At 67.0% G+C, this 25853-nt stretch carries 22 protein-coding genes and 1 pseudogene; 10 read left to right on the forward strand and 13 right to left on the reverse strand.

What is annotated here, in order from left to right:
• Window positions 1–2: 2 nt before the first annotated feature.
• The 3 genes from Psi02_RS34950 to Psi02_RS34960 all read left to right on the forward strand — a co-directional run bounded on the left by Psi02_RS34950 (window position 3) and on the right by Psi02_RS34960 (window position 1862).
• On the forward strand, window positions 3–722 hold the full coding sequence (locus Psi02_RS34950) for a TIGR04282 family arsenosugar biosynthesis glycosyltransferase (protein WP_239095419.1): 720 nt from the start codon (window positions 3–5) through the stop codon (window positions 720–722).
• A complete protein-coding gene (locus Psi02_RS34955; protein WP_203980143.1) occupies window positions 719–1330 on the forward strand; it encodes a class I SAM-dependent methyltransferase in 612 nt (203 codons plus the stop codon). The genes Psi02_RS34950 and Psi02_RS34955 overlap by 4 nt, the downstream gene beginning before the upstream one ends.
• 145 nt (window positions 1331–1475) lie before the next feature.
• Window positions 1476–1862: a hypothetical protein gene (locus Psi02_RS34960; RefSeq protein ID WP_203980144.1), complete on the forward strand. Its 387-nt coding sequence runs from the start codon at window positions 1476–1478 to the stop codon at window positions 1860–1862.
• A 191-nt stretch (window positions 1863–2053) separates the two neighbouring features.
• On the opposite strand, the gene Psi02_RS34965 is transcribed toward Psi02_RS34960, so the two are convergent.
• From Psi02_RS34965 to Psi02_RS35000, 7 genes and pseudogenes are all read right to left on the reverse strand, one after another.
• Complete coding sequence (locus Psi02_RS34965) at window positions 2054–2563, reverse strand: MarR family winged helix-turn-helix transcriptional regulator (RefSeq protein ID WP_203980145.1); 510 nt, start codon at window positions 2561–2563, stop codon at window positions 2054–2056.
• Between the two features lie 115 nt (window positions 2564–2678).
• Window positions 2679–3053 (reverse strand): STAS domain-containing protein, encoded by a 375-nt coding sequence (locus Psi02_RS34970; protein ID WP_203980146.1) that lies wholly within the window; start codon window positions 3051–3053, stop codon window positions 2679–2681.
• A 450-nt stretch (window positions 3054–3503) separates the two neighbouring features.
• The gene (locus Psi02_RS34975) at window positions 3504–4766 is read right to left on the reverse strand and encodes a glycosyltransferase (protein ID WP_203980147.1); all 1263 of its coding nucleotides are present in this window, start codon (window positions 4764–4766) and stop codon (window positions 3504–3506) included.
• Window positions 4767–4833: 67 nt separating this feature from the next.
• Window positions 4834–5532, reverse strand: a pseudogene (locus Psi02_RS41215) (TetR/AcrR family transcriptional regulator); the annotation flags it as partial.
• The gene (locus tag Psi02_RS34990) at window positions 5532–6764 is read right to left on the reverse strand and encodes a cation:proton antiporter (RefSeq protein ID WP_239095420.1); all 1233 of its coding nucleotides are present in this window, start codon (window positions 6762–6764) and stop codon (window positions 5532–5534) included. The pseudogene Psi02_RS41215 and the gene Psi02_RS34990, both read right to left, overlap by 1 nt.
• Before the next feature lie 173 nt (window positions 6765–6937).
• A complete protein-coding gene (locus Psi02_RS34995) occupies window positions 6938–8230 on the reverse strand; it encodes an ArsB/NhaD family transporter (RefSeq protein ID WP_203980148.1) in 1293 nt (430 codons plus the stop codon).
• Window positions 8227–8790, reverse strand: coding sequence for a CBS domain-containing protein (locus Psi02_RS35000; protein ID WP_239095421.1), 564 nt, complete (start codon window positions 8788–8790; stop codon window positions 8227–8229). The genes Psi02_RS34995 and Psi02_RS35000 overlap by 4 nt, the downstream gene beginning before the upstream one ends.
• Between Psi02_RS35000 and Psi02_RS35005 the strand changes: the two genes are divergently transcribed.
• Together Psi02_RS35005 and Psi02_RS35010 are read left to right on the forward strand one after the other, a co-directional pair.
• Entirely contained in the window at window positions 8771–9667 is an 897-nt protein-coding gene (locus Psi02_RS35005; RefSeq protein ID WP_203980149.1) for an ABC transporter ATP-binding protein, read from the forward strand. The genes Psi02_RS35000 and Psi02_RS35005 overlap by 20 nt on opposite strands.
• Window positions 9660–10439 carry an ABC transporter permease gene (locus Psi02_RS35010; RefSeq protein ID WP_203980150.1) on the forward strand — a complete coding sequence of 260 codons (780 nt, stop codon included), beginning with the start codon at window positions 9660–9662 and terminating at the stop codon, window positions 10437–10439. Before Psi02_RS35005 ends, Psi02_RS35010 begins: the two co-directional genes overlap by 8 nt.
• A 239-nt stretch (window positions 10440–10678) precedes the next feature.
• Here the strand turns inward: Psi02_RS35010 and Psi02_RS35015 are convergent, their stop codons facing one another.
• Both Psi02_RS35015 and Psi02_RS35020 read right to left on the reverse strand, forming a co-directional pair.
• Entirely contained in the window at window positions 10679–11197 is a 519-nt protein-coding gene (locus tag Psi02_RS35015) for a class I SAM-dependent methyltransferase (protein WP_203980151.1), read from the reverse strand.
• 617 nt (window positions 11198–11814) lie between these two features.
• Entirely contained in the window at window positions 11815–14553 is a 2739-nt protein-coding gene (locus Psi02_RS35020) for an ATP-binding protein (protein WP_203980152.1), read from the reverse strand.
• A 203-nt stretch (window positions 14554–14756) separates the two neighbouring features.
• Between Psi02_RS35020 and Psi02_RS35025 the strand changes: the two genes are divergently transcribed.
• From Psi02_RS35025 to Psi02_RS35035, 3 genes are all read left to right on the forward strand, one after another.
• Entirely contained in the window at window positions 14757–15473 is a 717-nt protein-coding gene (locus Psi02_RS35025; RefSeq protein WP_203980153.1) for an alpha/beta fold hydrolase, read from the forward strand.
• Between the two features lie 249 nt (window positions 15474–15722).
• The gene (locus tag Psi02_RS35030) at window positions 15723–16691 is read left to right on the forward strand and encodes an alpha/beta hydrolase (protein ID WP_203980154.1); all 969 of its coding nucleotides are present in this window, start codon (window positions 15723–15725) and stop codon (window positions 16689–16691) included.
• A 511-nt stretch (window positions 16692–17202) separates the two neighbouring features.
• Window positions 17203–18075 (forward strand): alpha/beta fold hydrolase, encoded by an 873-nt coding sequence (locus Psi02_RS35035; RefSeq protein ID WP_203980155.1) that lies wholly within the window; start codon window positions 17203–17205, stop codon window positions 18073–18075.
• A 269-nt stretch (window positions 18076–18344) separates the two neighbouring features.
• Here the strand turns inward: Psi02_RS35035 and Psi02_RS35040 are convergent, their stop codons facing one another.
• The 3 genes from Psi02_RS35040 to Psi02_RS35050 form a co-directional block, all read right to left on the reverse strand.
• A complete protein-coding gene (locus Psi02_RS35040; RefSeq protein WP_203980156.1) occupies window positions 18345–18494 on the reverse strand; it encodes a hypothetical protein in 150 nt (49 codons plus the stop codon).
• Window positions 18495–19248: 754 nt separating this feature from the next.
• The gene (locus Psi02_RS35045; RefSeq protein WP_203980157.1) at window positions 19249–20715 is read right to left on the reverse strand and encodes an FAD-dependent oxidoreductase; all 1467 of its coding nucleotides are present in this window, start codon (window positions 20713–20715) and stop codon (window positions 19249–19251) included.
• 740 nt (window positions 20716–21455) lie between these two features.
• Entirely contained in the window at window positions 21456–22883 is a 1428-nt protein-coding gene (locus tag Psi02_RS35050) for a sensor histidine kinase (RefSeq protein ID WP_239095422.1), read from the reverse strand.
• A gap of 219 nt (window positions 22884–23102) precedes the next feature.
• On the opposite strand from Psi02_RS35050, the gene Psi02_RS35055 reads away from it, so the two are divergent.
• Window positions 23103–23258, forward strand: a complete 156-nt coding sequence (locus tag Psi02_RS35055; RefSeq protein ID WP_203980159.1) for a hypothetical protein — start codon at window positions 23103–23105, stop codon at window positions 23256–23258.
• Window positions 23259–23919: 661 nt separating this feature from the next.
• Here the strand turns inward: Psi02_RS35055 and Psi02_RS35060 are convergent.
• Complete coding sequence (locus tag Psi02_RS35060; protein ID WP_203980160.1) at window positions 23920–24672, reverse strand: hypothetical protein; 753 nt, start codon at window positions 24670–24672, stop codon at window positions 23920–23922.
• A gap of 250 nt (window positions 24673–24922) precedes the next feature.
• Between Psi02_RS35060 and Psi02_RS35065 the strand changes: the two genes are divergently transcribed.
• Entirely contained in the window at window positions 24923–25786 is an 864-nt protein-coding gene (locus tag Psi02_RS35065) for a helix-turn-helix transcriptional regulator (RefSeq protein WP_203980161.1), read from the forward strand.
• Window positions 25787–25853: the final 67 nt, after the last annotated feature.

The following is a 25853-nucleotide window of genomic DNA, read 5'->3' on the forward strand; positions in this document are numbered from 1 at the left end:
CCATGAAGATCGTGACATCGAGCGCTCCCATGCCCGCCGGGCAGGCCGGAAAAGGCGGGGCCGGCATGATCGACGCGCAGATCGTGGTCATCGCGAAGGAGCCGGTGGCGGGCCGGGTCAAGACCCGGCTGACCCCGCCGTTCACCCCCGGTCAGGCCGCCCATCTGGCCGCCGCCGCTCTCGAGGACACCCTCCGCACCGTCGCCGCGGCCGGTACCCGCCACCGGCTGCTCGCCCTCGACGGGCTGCCCGGCTCCTGGCTCCCTGCGGGGTTCGTGGTCGTCCCTCAGCGCGGCGCGGGGCTGGACGAGCGGATCGCGTTCGCGATGACCGATGCGCATCGGTTGCACGCGATGCCTGTGGTGCTCATCGGCATGGACACCCCGCAGGTCACGCCTGAGCTGCTGCGATACGCCGTCGGTGCGCTGGCCGACCACGACGCGGTGTACGGCCCGGCTGCCGATGGCGGGTTCTGGCTGCTGGGCCTGCGCACACCGGAGGTGGCGCCGCTGCTCGGTCTGCCGATGTCCCGGCCGGACACCGGGGCGGTGCTGTTGCGGCGCCTGCGCGACGAGGGGCGGAGCGTCGTGCTCCTGCCGGAACTCGTCGACGTCGACACGGCCGCCGACGCCGCCCGAGTGGCGGCCGACGCGCCGGGCTCCGGGTTCGCCGCCTCTCTTGCGGCCATGGCCGGCATGGCGGAGACGAGCGCGGCGCGATGATGGGGGAGCTCTACGCCGAGTCGCTGACGGGAGCGGCCATCGAAATCGAGCATGTCGACGGGACTCGCATGCCGCTGGAGGCCGCCCGATGGCTCGAGCCGATCGACGGAGACACGGCACTGCTCGCCCGGTGCTCCGCGCCCACGCTGGACGTCGGATCAGGACCCGGCCGGCTCACGGCCGCGCTGACCCGCGGCGGAGTGCCCGCCCTGGGCATCGACATCACGCCCCACGCCGTTCATCTGACCCGCAGGGCGGGAGGCTTCGCGTTGGTCCGGGACGTCTTCGACGATGTGCCGGGGAACGGTCGATGGGCGACCGTGCTGTTGGCTGACGGCAACATCGGCATCGGCGGCCATCCGCTGGCACTTCTCGGCCGTGCCAGGGAGCTGTTACGGCCGGGTGGTGAGGTGCTGGCCGAGGTCGACCCGCCCGGCATGGCGAGCAGGGTCGAGCGGGTACGGCTCCGCCGCGGTGGTGAGGTGGGGGAGTGGTTCGGCTGGGCCACCGTGTCGGCCTCTGACATCACGCGCATCGGGCAGGCCGCCGGCTTCCCGAGGGCGGGATGCTGGACCGAGGCGGGGCGATGGTTCGCATTACTGCGGTGACCGATGTCTCTGAGAAGAGGACGGCTCGTGGGGCGGTCATCAGGCTTGCACAGGGCGTTTCCGGGCGCTTCACGAGCCGGCTGCACTCCGAGCGTGTGGCCGCCCATCTCGGCGTATGGCTCGGTGCCAGCTTACCGTCGCGTTCGTGACAGGTCTGATCAGCCACTTCATGCAACATCCGCCGACATGGGTGTTGTGGCCCTCACGGCCAATCAACTTGTATCGCGTCACGCAAGGAGTGCACGTCATCGGCGGGCTGGCCACGATCCCGTTGTTGTTCGCCAAACTGTGGACCGTTTATCCCAAGCTGTGGCAGTGGCCGCCCTTCCGCTCTGTCCCCCATGCCGTGGAGCGGGCGCTCGTGCTCCTGCTCGTCGGCGGTGCGCTGTTCCAGCTTGTCACCGGGCCGCTGAACGTCTCCTACGCCTACTTGTCGCCGATGACGATGAGCCGCTCGCACCGGGGACAGGTACCACATCGTGACGATGGAATTCACCGATGGCGCCGCAGCGAACTACTTTCGCCCGGGTGATCGTTTCGGCATATGGTTTGGGCACGGGATCGGGCGTGGCATCGTGTCTCGCCGGGTGGCGGCCCGACGCCGGCACTGAGTAGGCGAGCCGTTCATGTGGACGGAGAAAGTGATTCCCGGACGGCGGCCCTCCACGTGTGCCAGGGGTCCGTGAACGGTGCATTGTGTGAAGACTTCAACGCATTGATTCCTTAGGACGAGGAAGGCGCCTCGGGCCAGCCGAGAGGAAACGAGGTCTGTGCGGGTTGCTCGCCGCCAGCCTTGTTGAAGGCCTTCATCGCCCCGATAAGGGCCCGTCGTTGGGTCGGCGACATTCGCGCGAGGATCTCTGCGATCTCAGTTCGGCGGCGGGCGGTCACCTCATCGACTATTCGGCGCCCTTCGTCGGTGAGCCGTAGCACCGTCTCGCGACGGTTGTGCGGATTGACCTCCCGGCTGATCAGACCCGATGTGGATAGCCGGTCAACCATCCGCAGGGCCGTAGAAGGATTCACACTGAGTCGTTCTGCCAATGCGACCAGTTTGGTCGCGCCTTGTCCGACGACCAGCAACATGCGGAACTGAGGCAAGGTGACCTTGTCTTCGGCGGACGCAAGGGATCGCGCGGAGATGGCCACCAACAGACGTGAGGCCGTCAATACCGCGGAGGTGACCGCTTCAAGGTCGTCGCCGACGGACTCATGTTCCACGTGATCAGCCATAGGCACCGTTTCTACACGGTCCTCTCTAGGGGGCACAGTTAAGGCGGCACGCCGACCGCCTTCACCTGTTGGGAGGAGCGAGTGGATCAGGGGTCGATCAGGGCGGTGGACCGCCTTATCGCATGAGGGCGTCGATCGCTTCGTCGATTGAGGAGTAGACCTGGAACCTGTTCTCCAGTCCGGCAATCGCCAGGAGCCGGGCGAAGCGGCCTTTGACGCCGCTGAGCGCCAGAGATCCCCCGGCTGCCAGCGCCAGGTGCCGCGCTCGCAGAAGCACCGCCAGTCCTGTGGAGTCGCAAAAGGTCATGTCCGCAGCGTCGACGACAATGCGGGGCAGCGCTTTGATCGTCACCGCCTCCGCCAGGGATGAACGAAGTGACGGGGCAGAGAGCATGTCCAGCTCGCCCGCTATCCGGACGACGACCACGTCGCCATGCAGGCCCGTGTCGGCGGAGAAGGTGTTGATCTCGCTCCAGTCGGCTTCATCCACTCGCGCGTTACCCCCATTGAGTACTACGGCCAGACGCCTTCGCCAGCCTGACCGGATCACGTCGATCCTGCATCCGTAAGCTCCCGTAGCCAAAGAATTATTGCATTATGCAAGCGATTGGGTGGGTCGTGATCCACCGCTGGTGCTGTGGGTGGGGTGGTCAGGCCGCGGTTGAAGTGGTCGGCCTCCCAGGAAGTTAGCCAGGTACGCACGGTACTTGTCACCGGGTCTGTGGCGGACTCGACCAGGTGCTGGCGGCGTGAGCCGCCAGCACGTGGTCCCCGGCGATGTCGCGTATGCTCCGCACCTGCGCCGCTGGAGGTCAGGACCGCCAGGGCGCTGACGAGGTCGCACTCACCTATGCGGCACAAACCGCCTGAGCCCGGCCACCTCCAGTCGGCTTGGGCGCGACCTGATGACGCCATCGTCGTCTTGTCGGTGAAGCGGTACTCATGTCAGCGACTCCAGTACCTTTACCGCGGTGCTCACGCCGTCCTCGGCGCGGATTGTCTGCCCGAGTCGTTTGGCGCGCTCGGCCATGGCGTGGTCGGTGACGGCCTGACGGATGGCCTCGGCCAGGCTTTCGGGTGTCAGGCGGCGTTGCGGTTGCGGGGCTGGCGCCACGCCTTCGGCATGCATTCGGGCGGCCCAGAACGGCTGGTCGGCGACGAACGGGCAGAGGACCTGCGGGCGACCGGATGCGAGGGCCGCGGCCGTGGTGCCGCTGCCGCCGTGGTGGGTGACGGCGGCCATACGCGGGAAAAGCCAGTCGTGCGGGGCCTGGTCGATCAGGAGCACATTGTCGGGCAGGTCGGTGATCTGGAGGCCGCCCCAGCCCGCTGCCAGCACCGCGCGTACTTTGGCCAGCCGGATCGCCTCGGCGACGACGCGTCCGACGCGCCCGGGGTCGGTGCCGGCCATGCTGCCGAACCCCACATAGACCGGCGGCTCACCGGCGGACAGGAAGTCGGTGAGTTCGGTCGGCGCCGCCCAGTTGGAGGCGGCGGGCAGGAACCAGAAGCCGGTGGTGTGCACGTGGGCGGGGTAGTCGAGGCGGGGCGGCAGCACGTGGTGGCTGAAGGCCTGCAGCACGGTGGCCGGCCCACCGTCGGGGCGGCGCAAAACGTCGTGACGTCCGCCCCTGCGGCGCAGGTGCAGCCGGTCCTTGCGAAGGGTGTCGGTTATGCCGGAGAACGAGCGCAGCATCAGCTTGATCGGCAGGTAGGAAGCGCGGTTGAACGCGCGAGGCAGCGGGACAGGCAGCATCGGGTTGCGGAAAGTGGCGGTGGGCACCCAGACCGGTTGCAGTCCGACGGGTACGGCGGGCACGCCGAGGGCCTCGGCGATGTGCTGGCCGGGGATGCCGGCAGCGTGCACGACCATGTCGGCACCACCATCGGCGGCCGTGACCATGTCCGCAAGAACCTGCGACATGAGCGGCTTGCTGCGGCGCATCACCTCCAGGGCGATCTTCTTGCCGCGCAGGCCCCGGTAGTTGGTCTCGATCGCCGAGCGGATCTGCGGGTCGTCGATCAGCTTGTTCGGGCCGTCGTCGACCGGAACGAAGCGCAGGCCGTACGGCTCGGCCAGGGAGGCCGAGGCGGCCGGCGCGGCCAGCACCGCCTCGTGACCGGCCAGGTCGAGCGCCCTGGCCAGGGCGGCGTAGGGCTGGACGTCGCCGCGCGTGCCGTGGGTGAGGATCAGCACCCTCATCGCGAGCCTCTCTCTCTCTCTTGACCGCGTCCCAAGCGCCCAGTGCGCGCTCGTCGGCGAACACGCCGTGGGTGAACATCTCCAGCGCTGCCCGCGAGTAGCGCAGCGTCGCGTCCATCCCGTGCAGGTCGTCCACGCCCAGGACGCGCGACAGGTGCTCGTCGAAGGTCAGCGGTGCCAGCAGCCAGGTCACATACAGCGCCGCGCGCGCCCGCGGATCCTGCGACGGGCGGGCCCAGCCCTCGCGCCCTCCTTCGGCCAGCCAGCGCGCGGTGAGCTCCACGATCTCGTCGAACAGTGCGGCGGCCTGCGGCGAGCCGTCCAGGAAGGCCCGCGCCAAGTAGCGTCGCACCGGTGTGCCCGCCTCCAGCATCGTGGCCAGCCCTGCGGTGTCTTCCAGCAGATCATCGTCAGAGCTGCGCATCATCGACACCACGTAGGCATCGCACGCCTCGCGGAGGCCGTCCTTGGATCCGAAGTGGTGCAGGACCAGGGCGGGTGAGACGCCCGCGTCAGCGGCGATCGCCCGCACGCTGACCCGGTCGACCCCCTCGGCGCCGAAACGAGCCAGCGCGGCGTCCCGGATTCGGGCCTTCGCGGTGAGGTCACTGTTTGAACGCATACACAGGATACTAAACAAACGTTCAGCCACTGGGAATGGGCAAGGGCGTCGAACGCGTGAGAATCTCGGTGGATTCGGCCAGCCGCAGGACCTGGGCGCCGGGCAGGTGCGGGAAGTGATCCAGTCGGCCGGCGCCCGCCTCATCACTCGTCGTGCTCTCCCCGAACGCGGTCACGCAGGCGGCGGGCGACCCCGTGCCAGGCGGGGAGGTCTCGCTCGTCATCGAACCAGCGAGCCACGATGATGTCGGTGGAGGAGTGCAGCAGGATCGAGGCCACGATGGTGACCGCGACCAGTTGGAAGACCTCCTGGGAGGCGGCGATGCCGGAGGCGAGCACGATGAGCGCGTACACCACCGAGGCGAAACCCTTGGGGCCGAACCAGGCCACCGCCGCCTGCTCACGCACCGTCAGTCTGGAGCCCAGGAAGGAGATCCAGATGGCGAGCGGCCTGGCCAACATCAAGGCCAAGATCGCGAACAGCCATCCGGTCCAGCCGACCGAACCCAGCAACGGCAGAGTAATGAGCGCGCCGAAGACCAGCAGCGCGGCCAGCTTGAACAGCTCCGCGATCAGCTCGCCGAAGTGCTCGAACGATTCGCGTTGCTGATCGCCGAAGGTGGCCACTGTAATGCCCGCTGAGAAGGCGGCCAGGAACAGGTTGCCGTGCGTGGCCTTGCCCAGCGCGAGCACCAGCAGGCCGATGGCCAGGGCGTTGAGTGGCTCGTAGGCAGTGGAGGCCGAAAACCAGCGGGTGCGCTCGAGTTTGATCGCCAGCCACGGCACGGCGATGCCGATGAGCACGCCGACGCCGAGTTCCAGGCCGAGTTCGCCCAGGTGCAGGTTCTTTGATCCGGCGGCGATGGCCAGGAACAGCATCACGAACGGCAACGCCAGACCGTCGTTGACGCCGGATTCGACGTTGAGGAGTTGCCGCAGCCGGGGCGGCACCTTCTCGTTGCCGACCAGGGCGGCGGCGAACACCGGGTCGGTGGGAGCCAGGATCGCGCCGATCAGCAGTGACTCGATCCACCCCAGTCCGATCAGGTAGTGCGCGCCCAGCGCGGTGATCACCAAGGTGAGCGGCAGGCCCCAGCCGAGCGCCCTTCCGGGTAGTCGCCAGGCGGTGCGCAGGTCCTTCCAGCCGACTCGCATGCCGTCGGTGAACAGCACCGCGAACAGCGCGAGTTCGGCGAGCGTGCCGACGATCTCGTCGTCGGGGGCAAGGGAGACCACGCCCAGCGCCCCGTCGCCCAGCACGAACCCGGCGACCAGGAACAGCGCGGCCGTGGACAGGATCGTGCGATTGGCCAGGCTGGACAGGAGCACGGCCAGCAGCAGCACGCCCGCGAACGCCAGCAGCAGGGCGCCCGTCAAAGGGACCTCCTCAAGGAACGACCCGCCACCGACGCCTCCGCCTGAGTCAATGCGAATGGACACGGCCGACAAGACTTCCCGACGCTCCGCGCCTTGCCGTCCAGCAGAGGGCCAAGCCCGGGGACATATGAGTTCTTGATGGAGATCATGCGTACGTTGACGATTTCTTGACGTCAGAGGGCATAGCGAAGCCACAGGTAGGGCGTCACCAGCGCCACCGTGACGAAGGTGACGATGAGCCCGTATCTGGTGAACTCCCAGAAGCTGATCGGCGTGCGGTTCCGGGCCGCGATGCCGATGATGACGACGTTGGCAGCGGCACCAACGGCGGTGGCGTTGCCGCCGAGGTCGGCGCCGAAGGCGAGCGCCCACCACAGCACCCTCCCGGGCCCGTTCCCGCCGTTGGCCTGCACCAAATCGGCGACGATGGGGCTCATGGTGGCGACGTAGGGGATGTTGTCCACGATCGCCGACAGGGCGGCCGAGGCCCACAGCAGCACCATTGTGGTCAGCCCGAGCTGTCCCTGAGTCGCCTCCACCGCCAGCCGCGAGACCTGGCCGATGACTCCGGTCTCCACCAGGGCGCCGACCATGACGAACAGGCCCATGAAGAACACCAGCGTCGGCCATTCCACCTCGGCGATCGCCTGCTCGGTGGTGACCTTGGTGGCGGCCACCAGGATCCCGGCGCCAAGGATGGCCACGATCGACGGCTCGTAGTGCAGCACCGGGTGCAGCACGAAGGCGGCCATCACCAGGGCGAGCACGGCCAGACTTTGCCACAGCAGCCGCCGGTCGGCGATCGCCTCGCGTTCGTCGAGCCGCATGATCTCGGCAGCGCGTTCGGGATCGTAGACGAACGACCGGCGGAACATGATCCGGCACAGGCCGATGAACACCACGATCAAGATGACGATCATCGGTGCCATGTGGATGAGGAAGTCGTTGAAGCTGAGGCCGCCGCGACTGGCGATGATGATGTTGGGCGGGTCGCCGACCAGGGTTGCGGCGCCACCGATGTTGGAGGCCATCGCCTCAGCGATCAGGAACGGCACGACCGGCAGGGCCAGGCGTTCGCACACCAGGAACGTCACCGGCGCGATGAGCAGCACGGTGGTGACGTTGTCCAGCAAGGCCGAGGCGACCGCGGTGATGACGACCAGCAACACCATCAGCCGAAACGGCTTGCCGCGTGCCCGTTTGGCCGCCCAGATCGCCAGGTATTCGAAGACGCCGGTCTGCTTGAGCACGCCGACGATCACCATCATGCCGAGCAGCAGGAAGATGACGTTCCAGTCGACGCCTGTCTCCTTGGAGAAGAACGCCGCACCGGCGTCGCTGGCATGGATCAGCAACATGATCCCGGCCCCGCCCAGCGCGGCGGCGACCCGGTGGATCTTCTCAGTGGCGATCAGCGCGTACGCGCCGAGGAAGACCGCCACCGATAGCCATGCGAGCGTCGTCATGAGGTCAGCACCCGATCCATGAGCGCCTGCAAGGTGACCGCGCCCAGCAATCCCTCCTCGCTCACCACCGCCACCAGCGGGCTCCGGGTACGCGCCATCAAAGCGGCGATCTCCAGAACGGTGGCGTCGGGATCCGTGACCGGCAGCTCGCGCCGATCGGAGGGCAGGGCTTCGCCTACGGTCCGCCCGGCCAGCGAGGTGAGGAAGGCGTCGGCGTGTTTCTCATCCACCACACGTGCCAGCGCCGGATCGTCTTGGCAGTAGCCGGGTACGGCCAGCCGCAGCACCTGAGTGCCCGGCAGGATGCTGATGGGCAGCCCGTCATCGTCGACGACGATCAGCCCTGGCAGGTCATGGCCGGCGAGCAGCCGGGCGGCCTCGATCACCGGAGCGTCCACGGTGACCGAAGGGAAGGCGATGAGCAGGTCGCGCGCGCGCATGAGCGGCCTTTCAAGATCGACAAATCGATTGCCGACCAGACTTCCCGGCGCACCTGTGGCCAACCTATCAATGATCGCGGATCTGGGAGAAAGTGGACGAGTGCCCACGATCGACGCCACCGGCCTGACCAAGCGCTATGGCGACGTCCTCGCAGTCAACGACGTGTCATTCCAGGTCGAGCCGGGAGAGATCTACGCCCTGCTGGGTCTCAACGGCGCGGGTAAGACGACGCTCATCCGCATGCTGCTCGGCATGATCGCTCCCACCGGCGGTTCGGTTAGCGTCCTGGGCGCTGCGGTCTCCCTCGGCGAGCGCTCGGCCTGGGCCACGACCGGCTACCTGGTGGAGGCGCCTGCCGCCTATCCCGAACTGACCGTGCGGGAGAACCTGGAGGTGGTCAGGCGGCTGCGTCGTCTGCCTGGCTCCGCCGACGAGGTCATCGACCGCCTCGCTCTCACCCCGTACGCCGACCGCCGCGCCCGCGCCCTGTCGATGGGCAACCTGCAGCGCCTGGCCCTGGCCAAAGCCCTCATTCACCGGCCCGACCTGCTCGTCCTGGACGAGCCCGTCAACGGCCTGGACCCGGCAGGCGTCGTGGAGATCCGCACCCTGCTGGGCGGGCTGGCCAGCGAGCACGGAACCACGGTGTTCCTGTCCAGCCACCTGCTGGCCGAGGTCGCCCGTCTGGCCACTCGAGTCGGCATCATTCATCAGGGCCGCCTCATCCAGGAACTCGACGCCGGCGGGCTGGACGAGCGTGTGCGGCGCCGCCTGACCGTGGCCACCGGCGATGACGCCAAGGCCCGTGAGGTCCTCGAAGCCGGCGGATACAACCCCGGCCCGGGACTCATCCTCACCGAGGAGCGCGCCATCGCCCGGCCGGACGAGGTGGCCACCCTGCTCGTCCACGCAGACGTTCCGCCCATCAAGCTGATCGTCGAGGAAGAGGACCTGGAGAGCTATTTCCTGCGCATGGTCGGAGCCGGCAATGCGTGAGGCGCTGTGGGCCGAGTTGCTCAAGGTACGGCGCAGCCGACTGCCGTGGCTCACAGCCCTGGCCTTCACCATCGTCGCCGTGGTCTGCGGGCTGTTCATGTTCATCCTCCAAGACCCACCGCGCGCCAGGGCGCTCGGCCTGCTTGGCGGCAAGGCCCAGCTCAGCGGCGCCAGCGCGGACTGGCCCGGCTTCCTCGGCCTGCTCGCCCAGGCCGTCGGCGTGGGTGGCTTCCTCGTCTTCGGGATGACCGCCATCTGGCTGTTCGGCCGTGAGTTCAGCGACCACACCGCCAAGGACCTTCTTGCTCTGCCCACCTCCCGTACGGCGATCGTCGGAGCGAAGTTCATCATCGCGGCAGGTTGGGCGCTGGTGCTGGCCGTCCAGGTCGTCATGCTCGGATTGCTCGTCGGTGCGCTCCTCGGCCTGCCCGGCTGGTCGGCGCCTACCGCACTGAGCGGGATCGGCCGGATCCTGGTCACCGCAGCGCTGACCGCCCTACTCACCGCCCCGTTATCGCTGGCCGCCAGTGTCGGACGCGGCTACCTGGCCGCCGTGGGCGCGATGTTCGTCGTGGTGTTCTGCGCCCAGGTCATCGCCGCTCTCGGATTCGGCGCATACTTCCCCTGGTCAGTCCCCGGGTTGTACGCCGGAATCGCCGGACCGGACCAGGATCCGCCCGGCGCGCCCGGCTTCCTCCTCGTGCTGGCCACCAGCACGGCGGGCATACTCGCGACCGCAATCTGGTGGCGCAGAGCCGACCATAACCGCTGATCGGGCATGCCCCGGCATGCGTAGGCGGCTGCTCTGGAGGTCTCATTACCAGTCGATCCTGGGAGGCCAATCTTGTACGCAACAGGCTCGAGACGGTCGTCGACGGCTCTGTGCACGAGGAGGCGGTACGCCAAGCCCGCAACATCTCGCAGAGGATCAGGACGTGCGGACGGTCCGCTGTGGGGTCTGCTCGTGTCCCGGCACATAGACCGGGAGTGGCGGTCGGGACCGTCTGGGTATCAGGTGGTGTTCCGCGCGACGCCGAGCACGTGGCTTGCCCCGTGGGAAGAGAACCGGGACACGTGGTCGATCATGAAGCCGGCGGTTTCGATGGCGGCCACCGTGTCGCGGTCCGGGTGACAGCCGCCGTATATCTGTGACCAAAGGGGTGTTACGAGGCTTTCGGCCGCTGCGGTGAGAGGGTTGGTCGACCGCACGTGCTCGTAGAAGCGCAGCTCGCCGTCTGGCCTGAGCATCCGCTTGAGCTCCGCAAGGGATCGGCCGAGGTCAGGTGCGGTGCACAGGACCAGAGAACAGACGACAGCATCAAACGCGACCTCTGGCGCAGGGAGGTGAGTGAGGTCGCCGGCGAATGGATATACCGGGATCCGCCCACCCTGACAGGCCAACTGGACCGTCTTGAGGAGAAAGGGATCGGTTTCCGCAACGGCTATTTGGCGGACTGTGTCCGGATAGCACGTGAACTTGACCCCGTCGCCAGCGCCGACCTCCAGGACTGACCCGCTGAGGCGCTCCATCAGCCGCCGCCGCTCTGCTGTGGGCCGGACAGACGATCCGTGGCCGATGCAGGCGGAACGTGGATGATGAAACTGTTCCATTCCGCGACCGTGCCGTTGCCGGGCATTGTTGGCTCGCCACGAGGAAGTTACCGTCACGGTCCAAATATGCTTTGGTCGTTGGTAGAGCGCCGAGTCCTTGATTCGATCCTGACGGCTGCTCCCTAGATTGCTACGCGTTGTTGACGTCGTCCGGCTGGCTTTGGTGAACCGCGCCGTGTTTCGTGGAGACTCCAGCAATCCCGGCGCGGTTCACGGTCCCTATGTCTCGCCGTGGGCCGAAAACAAAGACAGGCGCGCTGGCCGACAGCGCCAGGGTGTCGCTCGGCGCAGGGCGATGAGCGGTGACTACGGATCAGAAGGTCAGGGGTTCGAGTCCTCTCGGCCGTGCGCAGCAGAAGCGCTCGCTACCAGGAGACCTGGAGCGGCCGCGCTCCGGGCGTACGCCCATGCAATGCGGCGGAGCCTCAGCGGCGGACCTGAGATGCAACGTTCAGTTACATTTCCCAATCCTCAATATCTGGACTATCCACTTGTTGGACCACCCAGACCTGCGATTACGCAGAGCTACTTGCCCCTCATGACGGTAACCCGAGCGCCGGGCCGAGTTCGGCGCGCGAGCTGACTTGCAGCTTCCGGTATGTCGCGTACAAGTGGGCGCCGACTGTGCGTGGCGAGAGGAAGAGCCGTTGGGCGATCTCGCGGTTGGTCAGGCCCTCGACCACGAGCGTCGCGATCCGTTCTTCCTGTGGTGTGAGGGTCGCCCCGGGGTCCGGCTTGCGGCGTGGGCTGCTTTCCCCGGTCGCGCTCAGTTCGGCGCGGGCGAGGTCGGCCCACGGCCGGGAGTGCATTCGGTCGAACTCGTCACGGGCCTGCCGGAGTTCGTGGCGGGCCTCCTTGATTCGCCGCTGCCGGCGCAGACGTTCGCCGTTCGCGAGCTGGGCGCGAGCGCGCCAGAACGGGAGGGGATTGTGAGTGGGCGCTGTCGCCGACGCGTACGCGTCGTCTGCATCGTCGCCATCGGCCAGCAAGGCTCGGGCGAGCACCAGGTACCCGCGGTGCAACGGCGTCGCGGTGAGGCCGGGAAGTGCCTCAAGCCGCTGCAGCGCCCCGAGCGCGTCGTCTCGGTGTCCGGATCGTACGGCCGCGTCGATGAACCAGGGGAAGGCTTCCTTGAGGCTCCATCCCCAGTGATAGATCGGGCTCGTCGGGTCCGTCGCGCGTTTCAGCTGCTCGAAGGCGGCCTGGTGACGGCCGTGGGAGGCATCGGCAATGCCTTGAGTCAGCGCTTCGATCACGAGGAACGGGTTGTGATCGAGCGCTATCGCGGCCGCTGGGAAGGCGTCGCGTATGGAACTGAGGTCGATGTCCTCGCCCAGGACGGCCTGGGCCGTGAGCATGCAGAAGTGGGCCGCCATGGCCACGAAGGGCTCGTTGGCCTCCTCGGCGAGGCGCTGCGACTCGTCGGAGAGGTCGAGCATCTGCCGGAATCGTCCGTGACGATAAAGATCGAACGCGGAACTCTGCATGGTGAGCGCCAGGATGGACAGTCGCCCGTCCCGGCGTAGGCCGTTCATGGCCGGCTGCAGGAACGACTCGACCCGTTCGAGCTCGCCCACATTGGTGAGAGCCAGACCGAGTAGCCGCAGGTGCTCACTATCGTCGATCAGTGACGGGTCGATCCCGTTCACAATCTTGCGGACGTGTTGCGAATTCTCCTCGGGCGTGCCGAATGCCTTTAGGCACAGCAGCCGGGGGTCGGCCGGGTCGGCCCCGTACGCCTCGGCTCGCTCGATCATGGTGGACCAGATCGGGCCTTCGGGCATGGACCCCCAAAGATGGAGGCTCATCGTGGTGAGAATGTTGATGGCCTGGTCTGAGTTCCCGGATGTGTGGAGTTCGTCGGCGATCGTGATGGCGGTGTGCAAATCGCCTCGCTGCATGGCTCCGCCCGGGAACAGCTCCAGCAGCCACGCGACACGGGCCAGGAGTGCCCGGTCGGTCGTTTGTCGGCTTACCTGGTCGGCGAGCTGCTTGCCCTCGGTGACTTGCCCAGCGGCCAGCGCGGCTTCGGCGCCGAGGTAGTTGCGGTAGGCCCGGTCCTCCAGTTCTGGGCTGAGCTCCGCCGCCCTGCGAAATGCCTCCATCGCGGTCGTCATGTCACCGGCGCTGTGCGCGCGGGTGGCGCTGTGTTCCAGCGCTTGGGCCAGCTCGTCATCGGGTCGTTCCGCGGCTACGGCGAGGTGCCAGAGCCTGCGGTCGGTGCCGGGCGGCAGCAGCTCGGCCACGGCGAGGTGGGCTCGGGTCCGCTCGTCGGGCGTCGCGGTCTGGATGACGGCTGACCGCACGAGCGGGTGCCGGAACCGGAATTCGCCGGCCGTCTGCTTCAACAGACCGGCCCGGACGAGCCCGTCGACCGCGGTGCTGCCGACCTCGTCGCCGTGCAGGCGTGATGCGGCGGCGACCAGATCCGGCTGCCGGCCGTTGGCGCCGACCGCCGCGGTCAGGATCACGGCACGTTCGGCGGCGGTCAGCGGCGTGAGCCGATGGGCGAACGCGTTCTCCAGCCGCTTGGTCAGCGGCAAGGGGCCCGGCAGAGGCCAGTCGCCGCGGCGCACCGCCACGCTCAGCTCGATCAGCGCCAGCGGATTGCCGAGTGCCTCGCGCAGCACCAGGTCGCGGGCGGCGGGTGACAGTGGCGGGTCCTGTCCGTCCAGTAACTGCCGTGACGCAGTGTCGGACAGGGGGTCGAGTGTCAGTCGGTGTTGCTCGAGGGTGGCGTCGAGCTGGTCGGCCGCTTCGTCCGACCGCGAGGTGATCAGCATCACGATCGGTTCGGAGCTGATTCGGCGGACAAGGAAGCCGATGGCCGCCCGGGTCGCGTGGTCCGCCCAGTGCAGATCCTCGATCACGACCAACAGTCCGGCGGCGGTGGCGCGCTCGGACAGCAGAGTCAGCGTGGCCAGGCCGGTCAGGAACAGGCTGGGCTGTGGACCTTCGCTCTCGCCGAACGCGACCTGTAGGGCGTTGCGCTGAGGCGCCGGAAGGTCGGCGACCCGGTCGCGAAGAGCATGGACCAGCTGGTGGAGGGTCGCCCAGGGGACGTCCTTTTCCGCTTCCACCCCGTAAGCCCGGAGTACGTCGATTCCTCGCCAGCGCGCGTAGTCCACCGCCGCGTCGGCCAGGGCTGTCTTCCCCACCCCGGCCTCACCGCAGACAACGATCGTGGCGCCGTGATCGGTGACGTCGGCGAGGAGCGCGCGGATGGACTCGATCTCGGGTGCGCGGCCGACAAGCCCGCCTTCAACCTCTCTCACTGGGCCATCCTGGCACCCCTGCTTATGGCCCTGTCCTGGTGCCCCTGCCGATAGCCACCCCATCCTGGCCTGCTGTGCGTAGATCCCCTGGTGCCTGGCTAGGTATGGCGCGGCGGCAAGCTAGGTCACTGTGACCGATGGCGGGCCGGCCCCGGATTCGTAGCGTTGAAGTCAGCGATCTCGCCTGAGAGGAATGGTCCGTCATGACTGAAACGCCGACTATCGTCCTGGTGCACGGTGCCTTCGCCGACGCCGCCAGTTGGGCACCCGTCACCCGTCTGCTGCTCGACCGGGGATACGCCGTGCTGGTCCCGCCGGTGTTCAACCGGAGCCTGTCCGGCGATGCCGCCTACCTCCGCTCGTTCGTCGAGCAGATCAGCGGCCCTGTCCTGCTGGCCGGCCACTCATACGGCGGCGCCGTGATCACCGTGGCCGGCATGGCCGACAACGTGGTGGGTCTGGTTTACGTCTCCGGGTACGCCCTCGAGGAGGGGGAAAGCCTCGGACAGCTGCAGGGCGGTTTCCCGGACTCCGACCTCGCCGCCAACCTCGTCTACACCCCCTACCCAACCGGCGGCTCCGAGCCCGGCACCGACGTGTCGGTGAAGATTGACGCATTCCCGGCAGTGTTCGCCGCCGGCGTCCCCCTGGAGACCGCGCAGGTCCTGGCCGTGTCCCAGCGGCCGCTGTCGGCCGTCGCGTTCGGCGAGCCGGCCTCGGCGGCGGCTTGGAAGACTAAGCCGGCCTGGGGGATCGTCTCGTCCGCCGACCGCACCATCAACCCGGACGTCGAGCGGTTCGGCTACCAGCGTGCCGGGCTGCGCCGGATCGTCGAGATCGACGCCCCGCACCTGGTCATGCAGACCCACCCGGCCGAAGTCGCGGCCGTCATCACCGATGCCAGCGTCGAACTTGCCTGACCGGAAGAAATGACCGGTCAACCCGCACGAGCTCTCTCGGGACGGCCGCGCAGTTGGTGGTCAACGCGGCGGCCGACACCGGTCTCAGTGATCCGATCACGTCCAGAGCCCGCTCATCGGGATCACCACCGCCATCGAGAAGCGGCAGTGGACGTTCGGCGCCCAAGCTCTGACCACACCCATCATCCGAACACCCTCGACGACCGGTTCGCCCGGCTCGCTCGGAAAAGCACCTGCTAGGAGAATCGCATGTCTGGCAACCCGAAGAACATCGCCCTGGAGCCGGCCGCCCAGGAGTTCGTCGACGCCACTTCCACCCCGCCCTTCCTCTACCAACTGGCTCCGGAGGATGGCCGCAAGGCGGTCGACGGCGTCCAGGACACCCCGATCTTCAAGCCCGAGATCGACGAAGAGTGGATCGACGTCCAGGGCGGACCGACCGGCACGGTCAAAATCCGGATCGTCAAGCCGAAGGGCGCTGCCGGCACTCTTCCGGTGATCCTTTACGTGCACGGCGCCGGCTGGGTGTTCGGCGACGCGCACACCCACGACCGCCTTGTGCGCGACCTCGTTGTCGGCACCGGTGCCGCCGTCGTCTTTCCCGAATACGATCACTCTCCCGAGGTCGGCTACCCCGTCGCGATCGAGCAGAGCTACACGGCCGCCCAGTGGATCATCACACGGGGAGAGGAGAAGAACCTCGACCCGACCCGTGTGGCGGTCTGCGGTGACTCCGTCGGCGGCAACATGGCGATCGCCCTCTCGCTACTCGCCAAGCAGCGCGGGGATGTCACGTTCGTCAAGCAGGTGCTCTTCTACCCCGTCACGAATGCCGGCTTCGACACCGACTCCTACCACGAGTTCGCGGAGGGCTACTTCCTCACTCGGGACGGCATGAAGTGGTTCTGGAACCAGTACACGACGGACGAGAGCGAGCGGGCGAGGATCACCGCCTCGCCGCTGCGCGCCAGCCTGGACGAGCTCTCCGGTCTGCCGGACACGCTGATCATCACGGCTGAGGCCGACGTGCTGCGTGATGAGGGCGAGGCCTTCGCCGCCAAACTGCGCCAGGCCGGCGTGAAGGCGACCAACGCGCGCTTCGGTGGCATCGTCCACGACTTCGTGATGGTGAACTCCCTCCACGACACCGAGGCGGCCAAGCACGCCGTGCTGCTCGCGGTGGGGTCGCTGAAAGCGGCGCTGGCCACCAATAGCTGACCCCGACACGCTCTCCCGCATTCCGTGGAACATCCACCGCGCGACACCCCTCCGACTTCTTCGAGCAGGGCGCGCGCGGTGCTATCCCCGACAACGAACAAGATGACACAGACGGCCAGTACAGGAGCAATTCCCGTGCTGTCGGCCGGCCCACGCCACCCGGTTGCGACCTGGTCCGTCACGGTGGCACTGACCAGGGACGTGCGCACCGCTTGACGTGGGAGATGACGGCTCGTCCAGGGGAGACGGTGACCGGCATCCTGCGCATTACCTGGTGGCCCACAGTTGAGCCCCCTACAGCGCAGCGTCTCCGTCGACGCCTTTAGCAACCGGCCCCGCCTGCGGTGGGGCCATGACGTGGAGGGCGCTGCCTCTCAGTGCCCTCCCGGGACAGGCCGTTCCCTTCTACCGGCCTGGCCGTACTCGATCCCATACCCGCGCCGAAGTCGCATCGGCGCTCGGTGACCTTACTCACATGGCCCATTACAGGGCCGCCGAAAGGACCTTCATCATGCGATTCCGAGGAACACGACTGCGTAAGTCTCGTGTGCTGGCCGCCGCATGCGCCCTGGCCTTCGCCGGGGTGGCGGTGTCGGCCACCCAGGTGGTCGCGCAGGCAACCACCGCGAAAGACCACGGTCCCAAGCCGACGATCGTGCTCGTACACGGCGCGTGGGCGGACGCGTCGAGCTGGAACCCGGTGATCAGCCGCCTCCAGCATGACGGCTACACCGTCGCCGCCCCGCCCAACCCGCTGCGCGGAGTCGACTACGACGCGCAGACCCTGAAGAACTATCTGGCCACCATTCAGGGCCCGGTCGTCCTGGTGGGTCACTCCTACGGCGGCATGGTCATCACCAACGCCGCCGCGGGCAATCCCAATGTCAAGGCCTTGGTCTACGACGACGCCTACATCCCCGCCAAGGGCGAGACCGTATTCCAGATCAACGCCGCCAAGCCCGGTTCATGCGTCACCGCCGACCCATCGACGTTCCTGAGCCTGGTGCAGTACCCCGGCTCTCCCCAGGGCGACTACGATGCCTACCTCAAGATCGCACCCAACGGCGCCTACCAGGGATTCGCGGACTGCTTCGCCAACGGTGTCCCCAGCGCCCAAGCCCGTCTCCTGGCGGCCGGCCAGCGCCCCTTCGCCGTCAGCGCCGGATCCGAACCTTCCGGTACACCCGCATGGCAGACCATCCCCTCCTGGGCCGTCGTCGGAACCGCCGACCACGTCATCCCCCCAGCCGAGCAGTCGGCCATGGCCACCCGTGCAGGTGCTCACATCACCAAGGTCAACGCCGGCCACCTATCCCTCATCACCCGGCCCGGCGTGGTGACCGACGTCATCCTCGACGCCGCCCGAGCGGCCGTCCGCTCCTGACACGGTCCCCTCTGACCTGCATGACGCAGCCGCCGGGGGCGCCTACACGCTGCTCCCACGTTTCGGGGCCGGGGCGCCCGGACCAGCCTCTGGCCCCGAATGGGTCTATCCGGTGAACGGCCCTGGCGTGAATTCGGTGGTTACGGTCGGTGATCTATAGCCGACGGACGGGCAGTCGAGCTCCGCACCGTCTGGATTGATCGGGGTACCTGGCCGGACCACGAGCACTTTTTGATCTCTCTTGACGGCAACGTCCTCACATGCTGATTTCAGCGGGCGAGCCGCAGCCAGACGGGGCGTCCTGTCAGGATCACGCGCCGTATGGTTTCGCTGAGCTTCTCGCCGAGGAGGTGGGTGGTCTCTGCCAGGTCGGTTGCACGTTGAGCTAGCTGATCGTCTTGAGGGGCCTTGGCCCACATGCTGTAGGCCTCTCCCCACGTCAGGTAAGCGTCGTAGTGCTCTGTAGCGGCCGTACGGACTTGACTAGAGTTGAACACCATTATCAGCCGTAGACGTCCGTCCGCCGCTCCCATATCCGATCTTGCAATGCTCGGTTTCGTTGATGGCGCAGCGTGGCGAGGGTGATGATCACATTCGAGACCAGCGCGATTAAAGCGGCCCGCCTACGGCGGGCCGCACGCGCGCCGGTCGGGCTGTGGCTCTTCGGCCGGTCCCGGCCGGCGCCGCGCACGCGCTCACGCCCTCCAGGGCGAGACTCACCAGTCGAGCGAAGATCGCGACGATCGGGACGTAGACGGCGACACGGTCTAACGCGTCGAAGTCCCGGAGGAGCAAGAACCCGCAAGGGGCTCCGCCCCCTGCACCCCCGGCCCTCCTCGGAGATGACCCACCATGCGTCGCGTTGACGGGATCTTGATCCCGCCCGAACGAGGTGCGAGAAGCAGAACATCGCGTCGCCGAAGTCGACGCCGCCGGAGAACGTCGCGCCGATGAAGTGGACCTGACCGGACCTCCTGTACGTGGGCCCGATCACCTCCTCCTGCCGGCGCTTTCGACGTTTGAGCTCGATCAGTCCTTGTTCAGACGCGGTTGCCGCGTAGGCCAGCGTCTGCGCAGGGCCATGGTCCACGGTCAAGGTCGCTGAGGCCGGTTCCGGAGAGCAGGAAACCATGACCTTTTACCTCACCACCACCAAGATCTACGGAACAGCTCCTAGTGGGCCACAGCGACGCTCTGGGGTCCGGCGTACTGCAGTGCGATCCGCTGGAAGACCTCGGCCTGTGTCGGGTAGCAGTGCACCGTGTTGGCCAGCGCCTCCAGCGGCACCTGGTTCGTGATCGCCAGCGTGAGCTCGCTGATCATCTCACCGGCGTGCGCCGCCACAAGCGTCGCTCCTGCGATCTCGCCGCTGCCGCTGCGCGTGTAGATCGCCCCGAACCCCTCCTCTTCGCCGTCGATGAACGCCCGCTCCACCTTCGCTAGCTCGAGCCGGTAAGCGTCGATCGCGACACCTTCGTCGCGGGCTCGGCGCGGAGTCAGGCCCACCTCGGCCACCTCGGGATCGGTGTAGGTGCAGTGAGGAATGACGAGCTCTCGTGCCGGGCGATGCGCTCCATCCAGCGCGTTCGCGATACAGAGCCGCGCTGTCGCCATGGCCGCGTGCGTGAACTTCTGTGGGAAGGTGGCATCGCCAACGGCATAGACGTCAGGGTTGCTGGTGCACAGGTATTCATCTACCTCCACGCCATCCCTGGCGACGTGCACCCCTGCCGCGCCCAGGTCCAGGTGCTCCACGTTCGCCTTGCGGCCCGTGGCGATCAGCAGCGCATCATAAGGCAGCTCGCGCGTCCCGTCGGGGCCCTGCACCAGCAAACGGCCGGCGCCCGCCCGTACTGCTGTGAACCCCAGATGGAGCCTTAGCCCCTCCTGCTCGAACCGGCGACCGATCAGCTCACCGACCTCCGGCTCATCATTGGGCAGCAGGGTCCTGGAGTGGCTGACCAGGTCCACCTCGCTGCCGAGACGGCGGAAGGCCTGGGCCAGCTCGCATCCCAGCGGACCGCTGCCGATGACGACCAGCCTGGCTGGCAGCTCTGTGAGTGAGAAGACGGTCTCGTTGGTCAGGTACTCGCCGGTCCGCAGTCCCTCGATGGGGGGCATCACGGGGTCCGATCCGGTGGCGATCACAGCCTTGCGAAATCGCAGCAGCCGGCCCTCGACCTCCACGGTATTCGGTGCGGTGAAGCGCGTGTGCCCGAGGTAGACCTCCGCCCCCGCTTGCTCGACCACCTCGACCGCATCGCCTGAGCTGCTCAGGGAACGCATCCTGCGGACCCGATCCATGACCGAGCCGAAATCAGTTTGTGGTGGGGCGTCGAGTCGAAAGCCGAACTCGACCCCGCGGCTCGCATCGTGCACCGCGCGTGCGCAGCGAATCAGAGCCTTGCTCGGCGTGCAGCCGAAGTTGACACAGGTGCCGCCGGTCAGTCGCTGCTCCGTCATAGCGACGCGGTGCCCGCCTGCGGCAGCAGTCATGGCGGCGACGAGGCCGCCCGGTCCGCCGCCGAGCACCACCAGGTCGTAGTCACCACCTTCGCGGTTGACCCAGTCAGATGGGTGGCCCTGGCGGATCGTCCGCTGGTTGTGAACGTCGTCGGGGTACAGCTCGATGGTCGTCATGGCGCATCCTCTGTAGGCCAGGTTGGTCTGCTTAAACAGCAGCGAGCCGACCGGCGGGAGTTGTGGTCGACTTCACGCGTCGAGCCTCTTGTGCGACATACGACAGTCAGTTCCCGGGTGCATGGTCCGAAAACCTAGGGCCTCACGTCCCCACGTCCAGGGCCGTCGGTCGTTGCGGTGGCGCGCCCACGCGTCGTACTCACACTGGATGGCCTTCGCACACCTCGCTGACGGTGTGGCCAAGATCCGTGCCTTTGGTACTCCAGCGACACATTGAGATCATGGTTGGGATCTGCGCTGATAGTGGCATCGCCGGCCGGTGGCCTGATGGCGGTGCGATCCGCCTCAGCAGGTCGTTGAGGGTGCCGATCCAGCGGTCAGGGTCTACCCTGTCGGCCACGGCCATCACGCGATCTTCAGATGCCTTCACAAACTCCGAATGATCACGTGGTGGCCGCTCCCATGCCACCTGAACGGCGAAGATCGCGAAGTTTCACTCGAGTGCTAGGCGGTGCGCCGACGATGGGAGTCGGCGGACCGCATAAGCCAGATGAGCTTGATTACCTCGTCGCGAATATGCGTGTAATGATCTTGACGTCGGAAGCCCCGCGGAAGGGCTGCGCCAGAGGTCAGGGGCAAGGAAGAACCAGGAAAGGTCACCCGCTGTAAAACCGCCGGCAGTTTCACCCGGTGTCATAGGCGTGCCAGTGCGGAAGGTGGCGAGCCACCCCTCCGCCGACTCAGGCGCCCCCGCGCAAGTGCGGAATCGTCCAGCTCCGACGTGCAGGTGGTCCCGGCCGAGGCTCCCCGCCGCCTTCGCCTGCGCTCGGGGATCGTGTCTCAGAAGAGCCATGTGGGTCAGCGGCTGGAGAGTGATCGCATGTGGGGAGGCGCAGGACGAAGCGTGCTCCTCCTTCGCTGTCCTGGATGGTCAAGGTGCCCTCGTGTGCTTCGGCGATCTCCCGTGCGATCGCCAGCCCCAACCCCGTCCCTCCCGCGTCCCGGTCGCGTGAGGCGTCCAGCCGGGTGAAGCGGTCGAAGATTATCTCCCGGTGTTCGGCGGCGATTCCGGCACCGTCGTCGAGGACCTCCAGGGTCGCCGTTTGTCCGTCGGCTCTCACGCTGACGGTGATCTCTGAGGTGGCGTGACGTTCGGCGTTGTCGAGCAGGTTGACCAGCACCCGGGTGATCCGCAGCCGGTCACAGTCGATGAAGACGTTCTGCCGTAGATCCTTGACGATCGCCGTCCGGTAGGTCCGGCGGTCGAGCTCATCGTCGACCAGCTGGCCCAGATCGGTCGGATGGCGGTTGAGGGGCGCGCGCGCGTCCAGTCGGGCGAGGGTCAGGAGGTCGGTCACGATCGCCTGGAGCCGGTCCACCCCGGCGAGCACCCCCGCGGTCATCTTCGGCCACCGGGTGTCCTGCGGGAACATGAGCGCCTCCTCGAGCTGAGCCCTGATGGCGGTGATCGGGCTGCGCAGGTCGTGGGAGGCGTCCGAGGTGAAGCGCCGTAGCTGCTGGTAGGCGCCCTCAAGGCGGTCCAGGGTGTCGTTCACCGTTTCAGCCAGTGACTTGAACTCTTTGTACTTCCTGGGTACGGGGACCCGACGATCGAGGCCGGTGGCGGTGATCTCCGCCAGTTCCGCCCGGATGGCGTTCACCGGAGCCATGACCTTAGTCAGATCACGGAATATCCAGGCGGTCATCATCGTGGTCACCAGCAGGGACACGCTGATGGCCAGGAACACCGCTGTGCTGTCCCCGTACCAGGGGACGACCGGGACCGCCGCATAGAGCAGCCAGACCCCGTCCGGCTGGTAGACCTTCCACGCGAAGACCCTCATGCAGCCCTTCAACCCGGCCGGAGGGCACAGCACCCGTGTGGTACGCACGATGCTGCTGGTCGACCGGAAGGTGGCCATCGGCGGCTTGCCCACGAGTTGTGGGGTCGCCGCCACCACCCGGCCTTGTGCGTTCAGGACCTGGATCGCTTCGACCCTGCCACTCCGCAATACAGGCGGGAGGGGGCCCTGCGTGATGAGGGGCACCATACGGTTCCAGGTCCCGATGCTCCGCTCCAGGGCGCTGTCGGCCGCCTTGGTGCCCGCGAACAGGAGGAAGAGCACGCTGACCCCGACACACACCAGTGCCGCGAGGGCGCCGGTCACCGCTGTCCTACGAACCCGTAGTGATAGTCGATACCAATTCAGCATCTGCTCCCCGAACGTAAGGCCCCCTTGCCGCGCATTTCAGCAGCTCCGAGTGCTTGACATCCAGACTTGACAAACTCGGACAACCGTAGCTTGAGTGGACGGTATCGTCCAATATGGCCACTTCGGCGACTGCTCGATCAGGCGGGAGGTCGGGAGGTCGGGGCCCTGCCGGGTGTGGCCGCCAACATGGTCGGGCTGGCCTACATCGCCGCCGCTCAGGACCGGCGGGCGGACGCGCTCGCGACACTCGACGAGGCGCACTCCATCGCACACTCGCACGGCGCCCATGCCATCGTGCGGCAGATCGAGCAGGCGAGAACGGAGATCTAAGCGCGCGCGATCACGCCAGGCGCCTCGATCACCAAGGCGAGCCGATCCTGGCCGTCGATGTAGGACGTATCCAAGTCGCTATATCGCTTAGCTGTCACCGGCCCAGTTCGAGAACCATGAGCATGCGCGATGCGACGTACTCCGTGGTTTCGCCCATGCCTCCGGTTGCGACTGCAGTGATCCGTTCGGCGTTTTCGGCCAGTCGGCCAGGGCGGAAGATCCGCCCGCGGTGGCCCACGTCAGGCTGGAACAGACCATGTCACGGCGTCCGACAGGGCCGGCGGGTCGGTCACCCAGACGATCGAGCGGGCCGTCCAGCCGTAGCGCGCGTGGTTCTGATGGCTCGAGGAGGAGTTCCCGACCCTGCCGTGGCGACCGTGCCCGCGCTGCAGCGAGCCGATCGTCGTCGAGGCCAAACTCGCCGAGCGGCCCGGGCAAGCTCGTGCCTTGCCCAGTCGACGACATCCTGCTGCTGCCCGCGATGTGGCCCGTACGGCTGTCAGCGACAGCTGGCGCTCTTTCCATCACGCCGACCACCGCCGAACGGCGGCGGCCACGTTCGCTCCACGTAACAAGACCATGCACCCTCGCATAGGCCATCGACGTTCATTCGCCCCAGAACACGTGGGTGATCAGCGGAGATCGCGATATGCCTCCGAACCTATTCACTCGGCAGCAGGTACCGCCACGACAGTACGAACACGCCCGACTGCGTCTTGAAGATCGGGAGCCCGCCGTCCGGGATCGGCGGCGCGGCCTTGACCAGCGCCGAGACCTCCGCGCCCGATAGGTCCTTCTGCCATACGGGGTCGACCTGCCCCGAGGGCTCCGGCACGCCCGCCGGCCAGGGCGTCGTCTTGCCCTCGGCGGTCGGCACCGACTCGACGGCCAGGCGGACTCGGTCTGCGGTGTACTTCTCGTTCTCCTTGGTCGCCTTGACCGCCAGATCGTCGAGCAGCTTCTTGGCGGCTACGAGTTCCTGGGGGTAGAAGTCGGCGACCTGTTCGAGTGCCTCGGCGCGGACCTCGATCATCTTGCCGTCGTCACCGGCCACGCTTAGCACGGTCGCCGGGATGTCGGTTACCATCGGCGCGCCCGGCTTCGGCGAAGCGGTGGGCGGCTGGCCGGTCAGAAACTTCTTCATCGCGTCGACGGTCTGCGTGACCTCGGTCTCGGTGATGGTCATCTGGTACGCCGCGTCGGCGATCACCAAGCCGTCGCTGTACACGACGACCCGCGGGGCGCGTAGCACGTTCATGCTGGCGGTGACGAACCCGCCTTCGGCCCGGAGGACCGCGACCGGCGTGGCCGCGGCGTTCTGCTCCGGTTCAGCCGTCGTCGCGGTCGCCTCGCCGCGGCCACAGGCCGTGGCCAGTGACAACAGGGCCACCAGCAGGGTGGTTCTCAGTCTCATGCCCCAGAGACGTAGGGCCGGTCGCGATGGTTCAGGAAGGGGCTGACGTCGCAGGATTCAGGTCTGATCACGGACACGGCCCGGGCGTGCCCGAGCCGATAAAGCGCAGGAATCCGCTGTGCCATGCGAGCAGGATAGGAATCCAAGACGCGATGGGGGCCTGCGGGAAGCCCGAAAGTCGCGGGAGCCGGCCTGATATCGCTCACGCAGTTTGCATTGCTTTGACGCCCTATTTCTTACCCTTCGGGGTATGGGCAGTCACTTAGGTGAGTTTCTTCGCGCTCGGCGCCAACTCACGACTCCTGACCAGGTGGGGTTGATGCAGGTCGACGACCGGCGCCGAACACCAGGGTTGCGCCGACATGAGGTTGCGATCATGGCGGCCGTGAGCGTCGACTACTACGTCAGGCTCGAACAGGGCCGGGAGCTTCGGCCGTCGAGTCAGGTGCTTGACGCGCTGGCCAAGGTCTTTCAATTGGATCCCGAGGCTACTGAGCATCTTCACCATCTCGCGCACATGGGAACAGGTGGGCGTGGATGTCCTGAGCCGACAGAGCGGGTTCATCCGAACGTGTTGCGGCTCCTGAACAGCTGGGGCGATAAGCCGGCGTTGGTGATGAATCACCTCATGGATGTTCTCGCTCAGAACTCGTTGTACGCCGCCCTCCACGAGGGTTTGGAGCACACCGACAACATCATGCGCCTTGCCTTCCTCGACCCTGCAGTGCGTGAGTTATGGGTCGACTGGGAAGCACAAGCCAGACTCAGGGTGGCCCATCTGCGCGCCGCGTCAGGAGTGAATTGCCCAGAATTGCTCGATCTGGTGGACGAACTATCGGGTGTAAGTGAGGACTTTCGACGAATGTGGGCCCATTGCGACGTCCATACGGATGGTGATGATTCCATACGTGTCCACCATCCCACGGTGGGAGACCTGACCCTGCGCTACCAGGGGTTAAGCCTCGAGTGCGCTCCCGGCCAGAGACTTGTCGTGTTCCAAGCCGATCCTGACAGCCCGTCGGAACGGGCGCTGGGCAGGCTGCGTTACGCGATGCCGGGTGACTGGTCCAGTGAGCGGATCGCCTGCGGTGCTCTTCGCGGCCCCCAGGGTTAGCTGGAAGTCGGCACCGGCCTGGACGAGGACGTAGATCACGATGATGACGACCGCGATCACGCCACCC

It is taken from the genome of Planotetraspora silvatica (genome assembly GCF_016863315.1).
Taxonomy (GTDB): domain Bacteria; phylum Actinomycetota; class Actinomycetes; order Streptosporangiales; family Streptosporangiaceae; genus Planotetraspora; species Planotetraspora silvatica.

Excerpts from the sequence above, each read along its gene's own strand:
- Psi02_RS34955 (WP_203980143.1), top strand. The coding sequence starts at position 719 with ATGATGGGGGAGCTCTACGCCGAGTCGCTGACGGGAGCGGCCATCGAA.
- Psi02_RS35015 (WP_203980151.1), bottom strand. The coding sequence starts at position 11,197 with ATGGAGCGCCTCAGCGGGTCAGTCCTGGAGGTCGGCGCTGGCGACGGG.
- Psi02_RS35030 (WP_203980154.1), top strand. The coding sequence starts at position 15,723 with ATGTCTGGCAACCCGAAGAACATCGCCCTGGAGCCGGCCGCCCAGGAG.
- Psi02_RS35045 (WP_203980157.1), bottom strand. The coding sequence starts at position 20,715 with ATGACGACCATCGAGCTGTACCCCGACGACGTTCACAACCAGCGGACG.
- Psi02_RS35040 (WP_203980156.1), bottom strand. The coding sequence starts at position 18,494 with ATGTGGGCCAAGGCCCCTCAAGACGATCAGCTAGCTCAACGTGCAACC.
- Psi02_RS34995 (WP_203980148.1), bottom strand. The coding sequence starts at position 8,230 with ATGACGACGCTCGCATGGCTATCGGTGGCGGTCTTCCTCGGCGCGTAC.
- Psi02_RS34975 (WP_203980147.1), bottom strand. The coding sequence starts at position 4,766 with ATGAGGGTGCTGATCCTCACCCACGGCACGCGCGGCGACGTCCAGCCC.
- Psi02_RS35025 (WP_203980153.1), top strand. The coding sequence starts at position 14,757 with ATGACTGAAACGCCGACTATCGTCCTGGTGCACGGTGCCTTCGCCGAC.
- Psi02_RS34965 (WP_203980145.1), bottom strand. The coding sequence starts at position 2,563 with ATGGCTGATCACGTGGAACATGAGTCCGTCGGCGACGACCTTGAAGCG.
- Psi02_RS35060 (WP_203980160.1), bottom strand. The coding sequence starts at position 24,672 with ATGAGACTGAGAACCACCCTGCTGGTGGCCCTGTTGTCACTGGCCACG.
- Psi02_RS35035 (WP_203980155.1), top strand. The coding sequence starts at position 17,203 with ATGCGATTCCGAGGAACACGACTGCGTAAGTCTCGTGTGCTGGCCGCC.
- Psi02_RS35065 (WP_203980161.1), top strand. The coding sequence starts at position 24,923 with ATGGGCAGTCACTTAGGTGAGTTTCTTCGCGCTCGGCGCCAACTCACG.
- Psi02_RS35010 (WP_203980150.1), top strand. The coding sequence starts at position 9,660 with ATGCGTGAGGCGCTGTGGGCCGAGTTGCTCAAGGTACGGCGCAGCCGA.
- Psi02_RS34950 (WP_239095419.1), top strand. The coding sequence starts at position 3 with ATGAAGATCGTGACATCGAGCGCTCCCATGCCCGCCGGGCAGGCCGGA.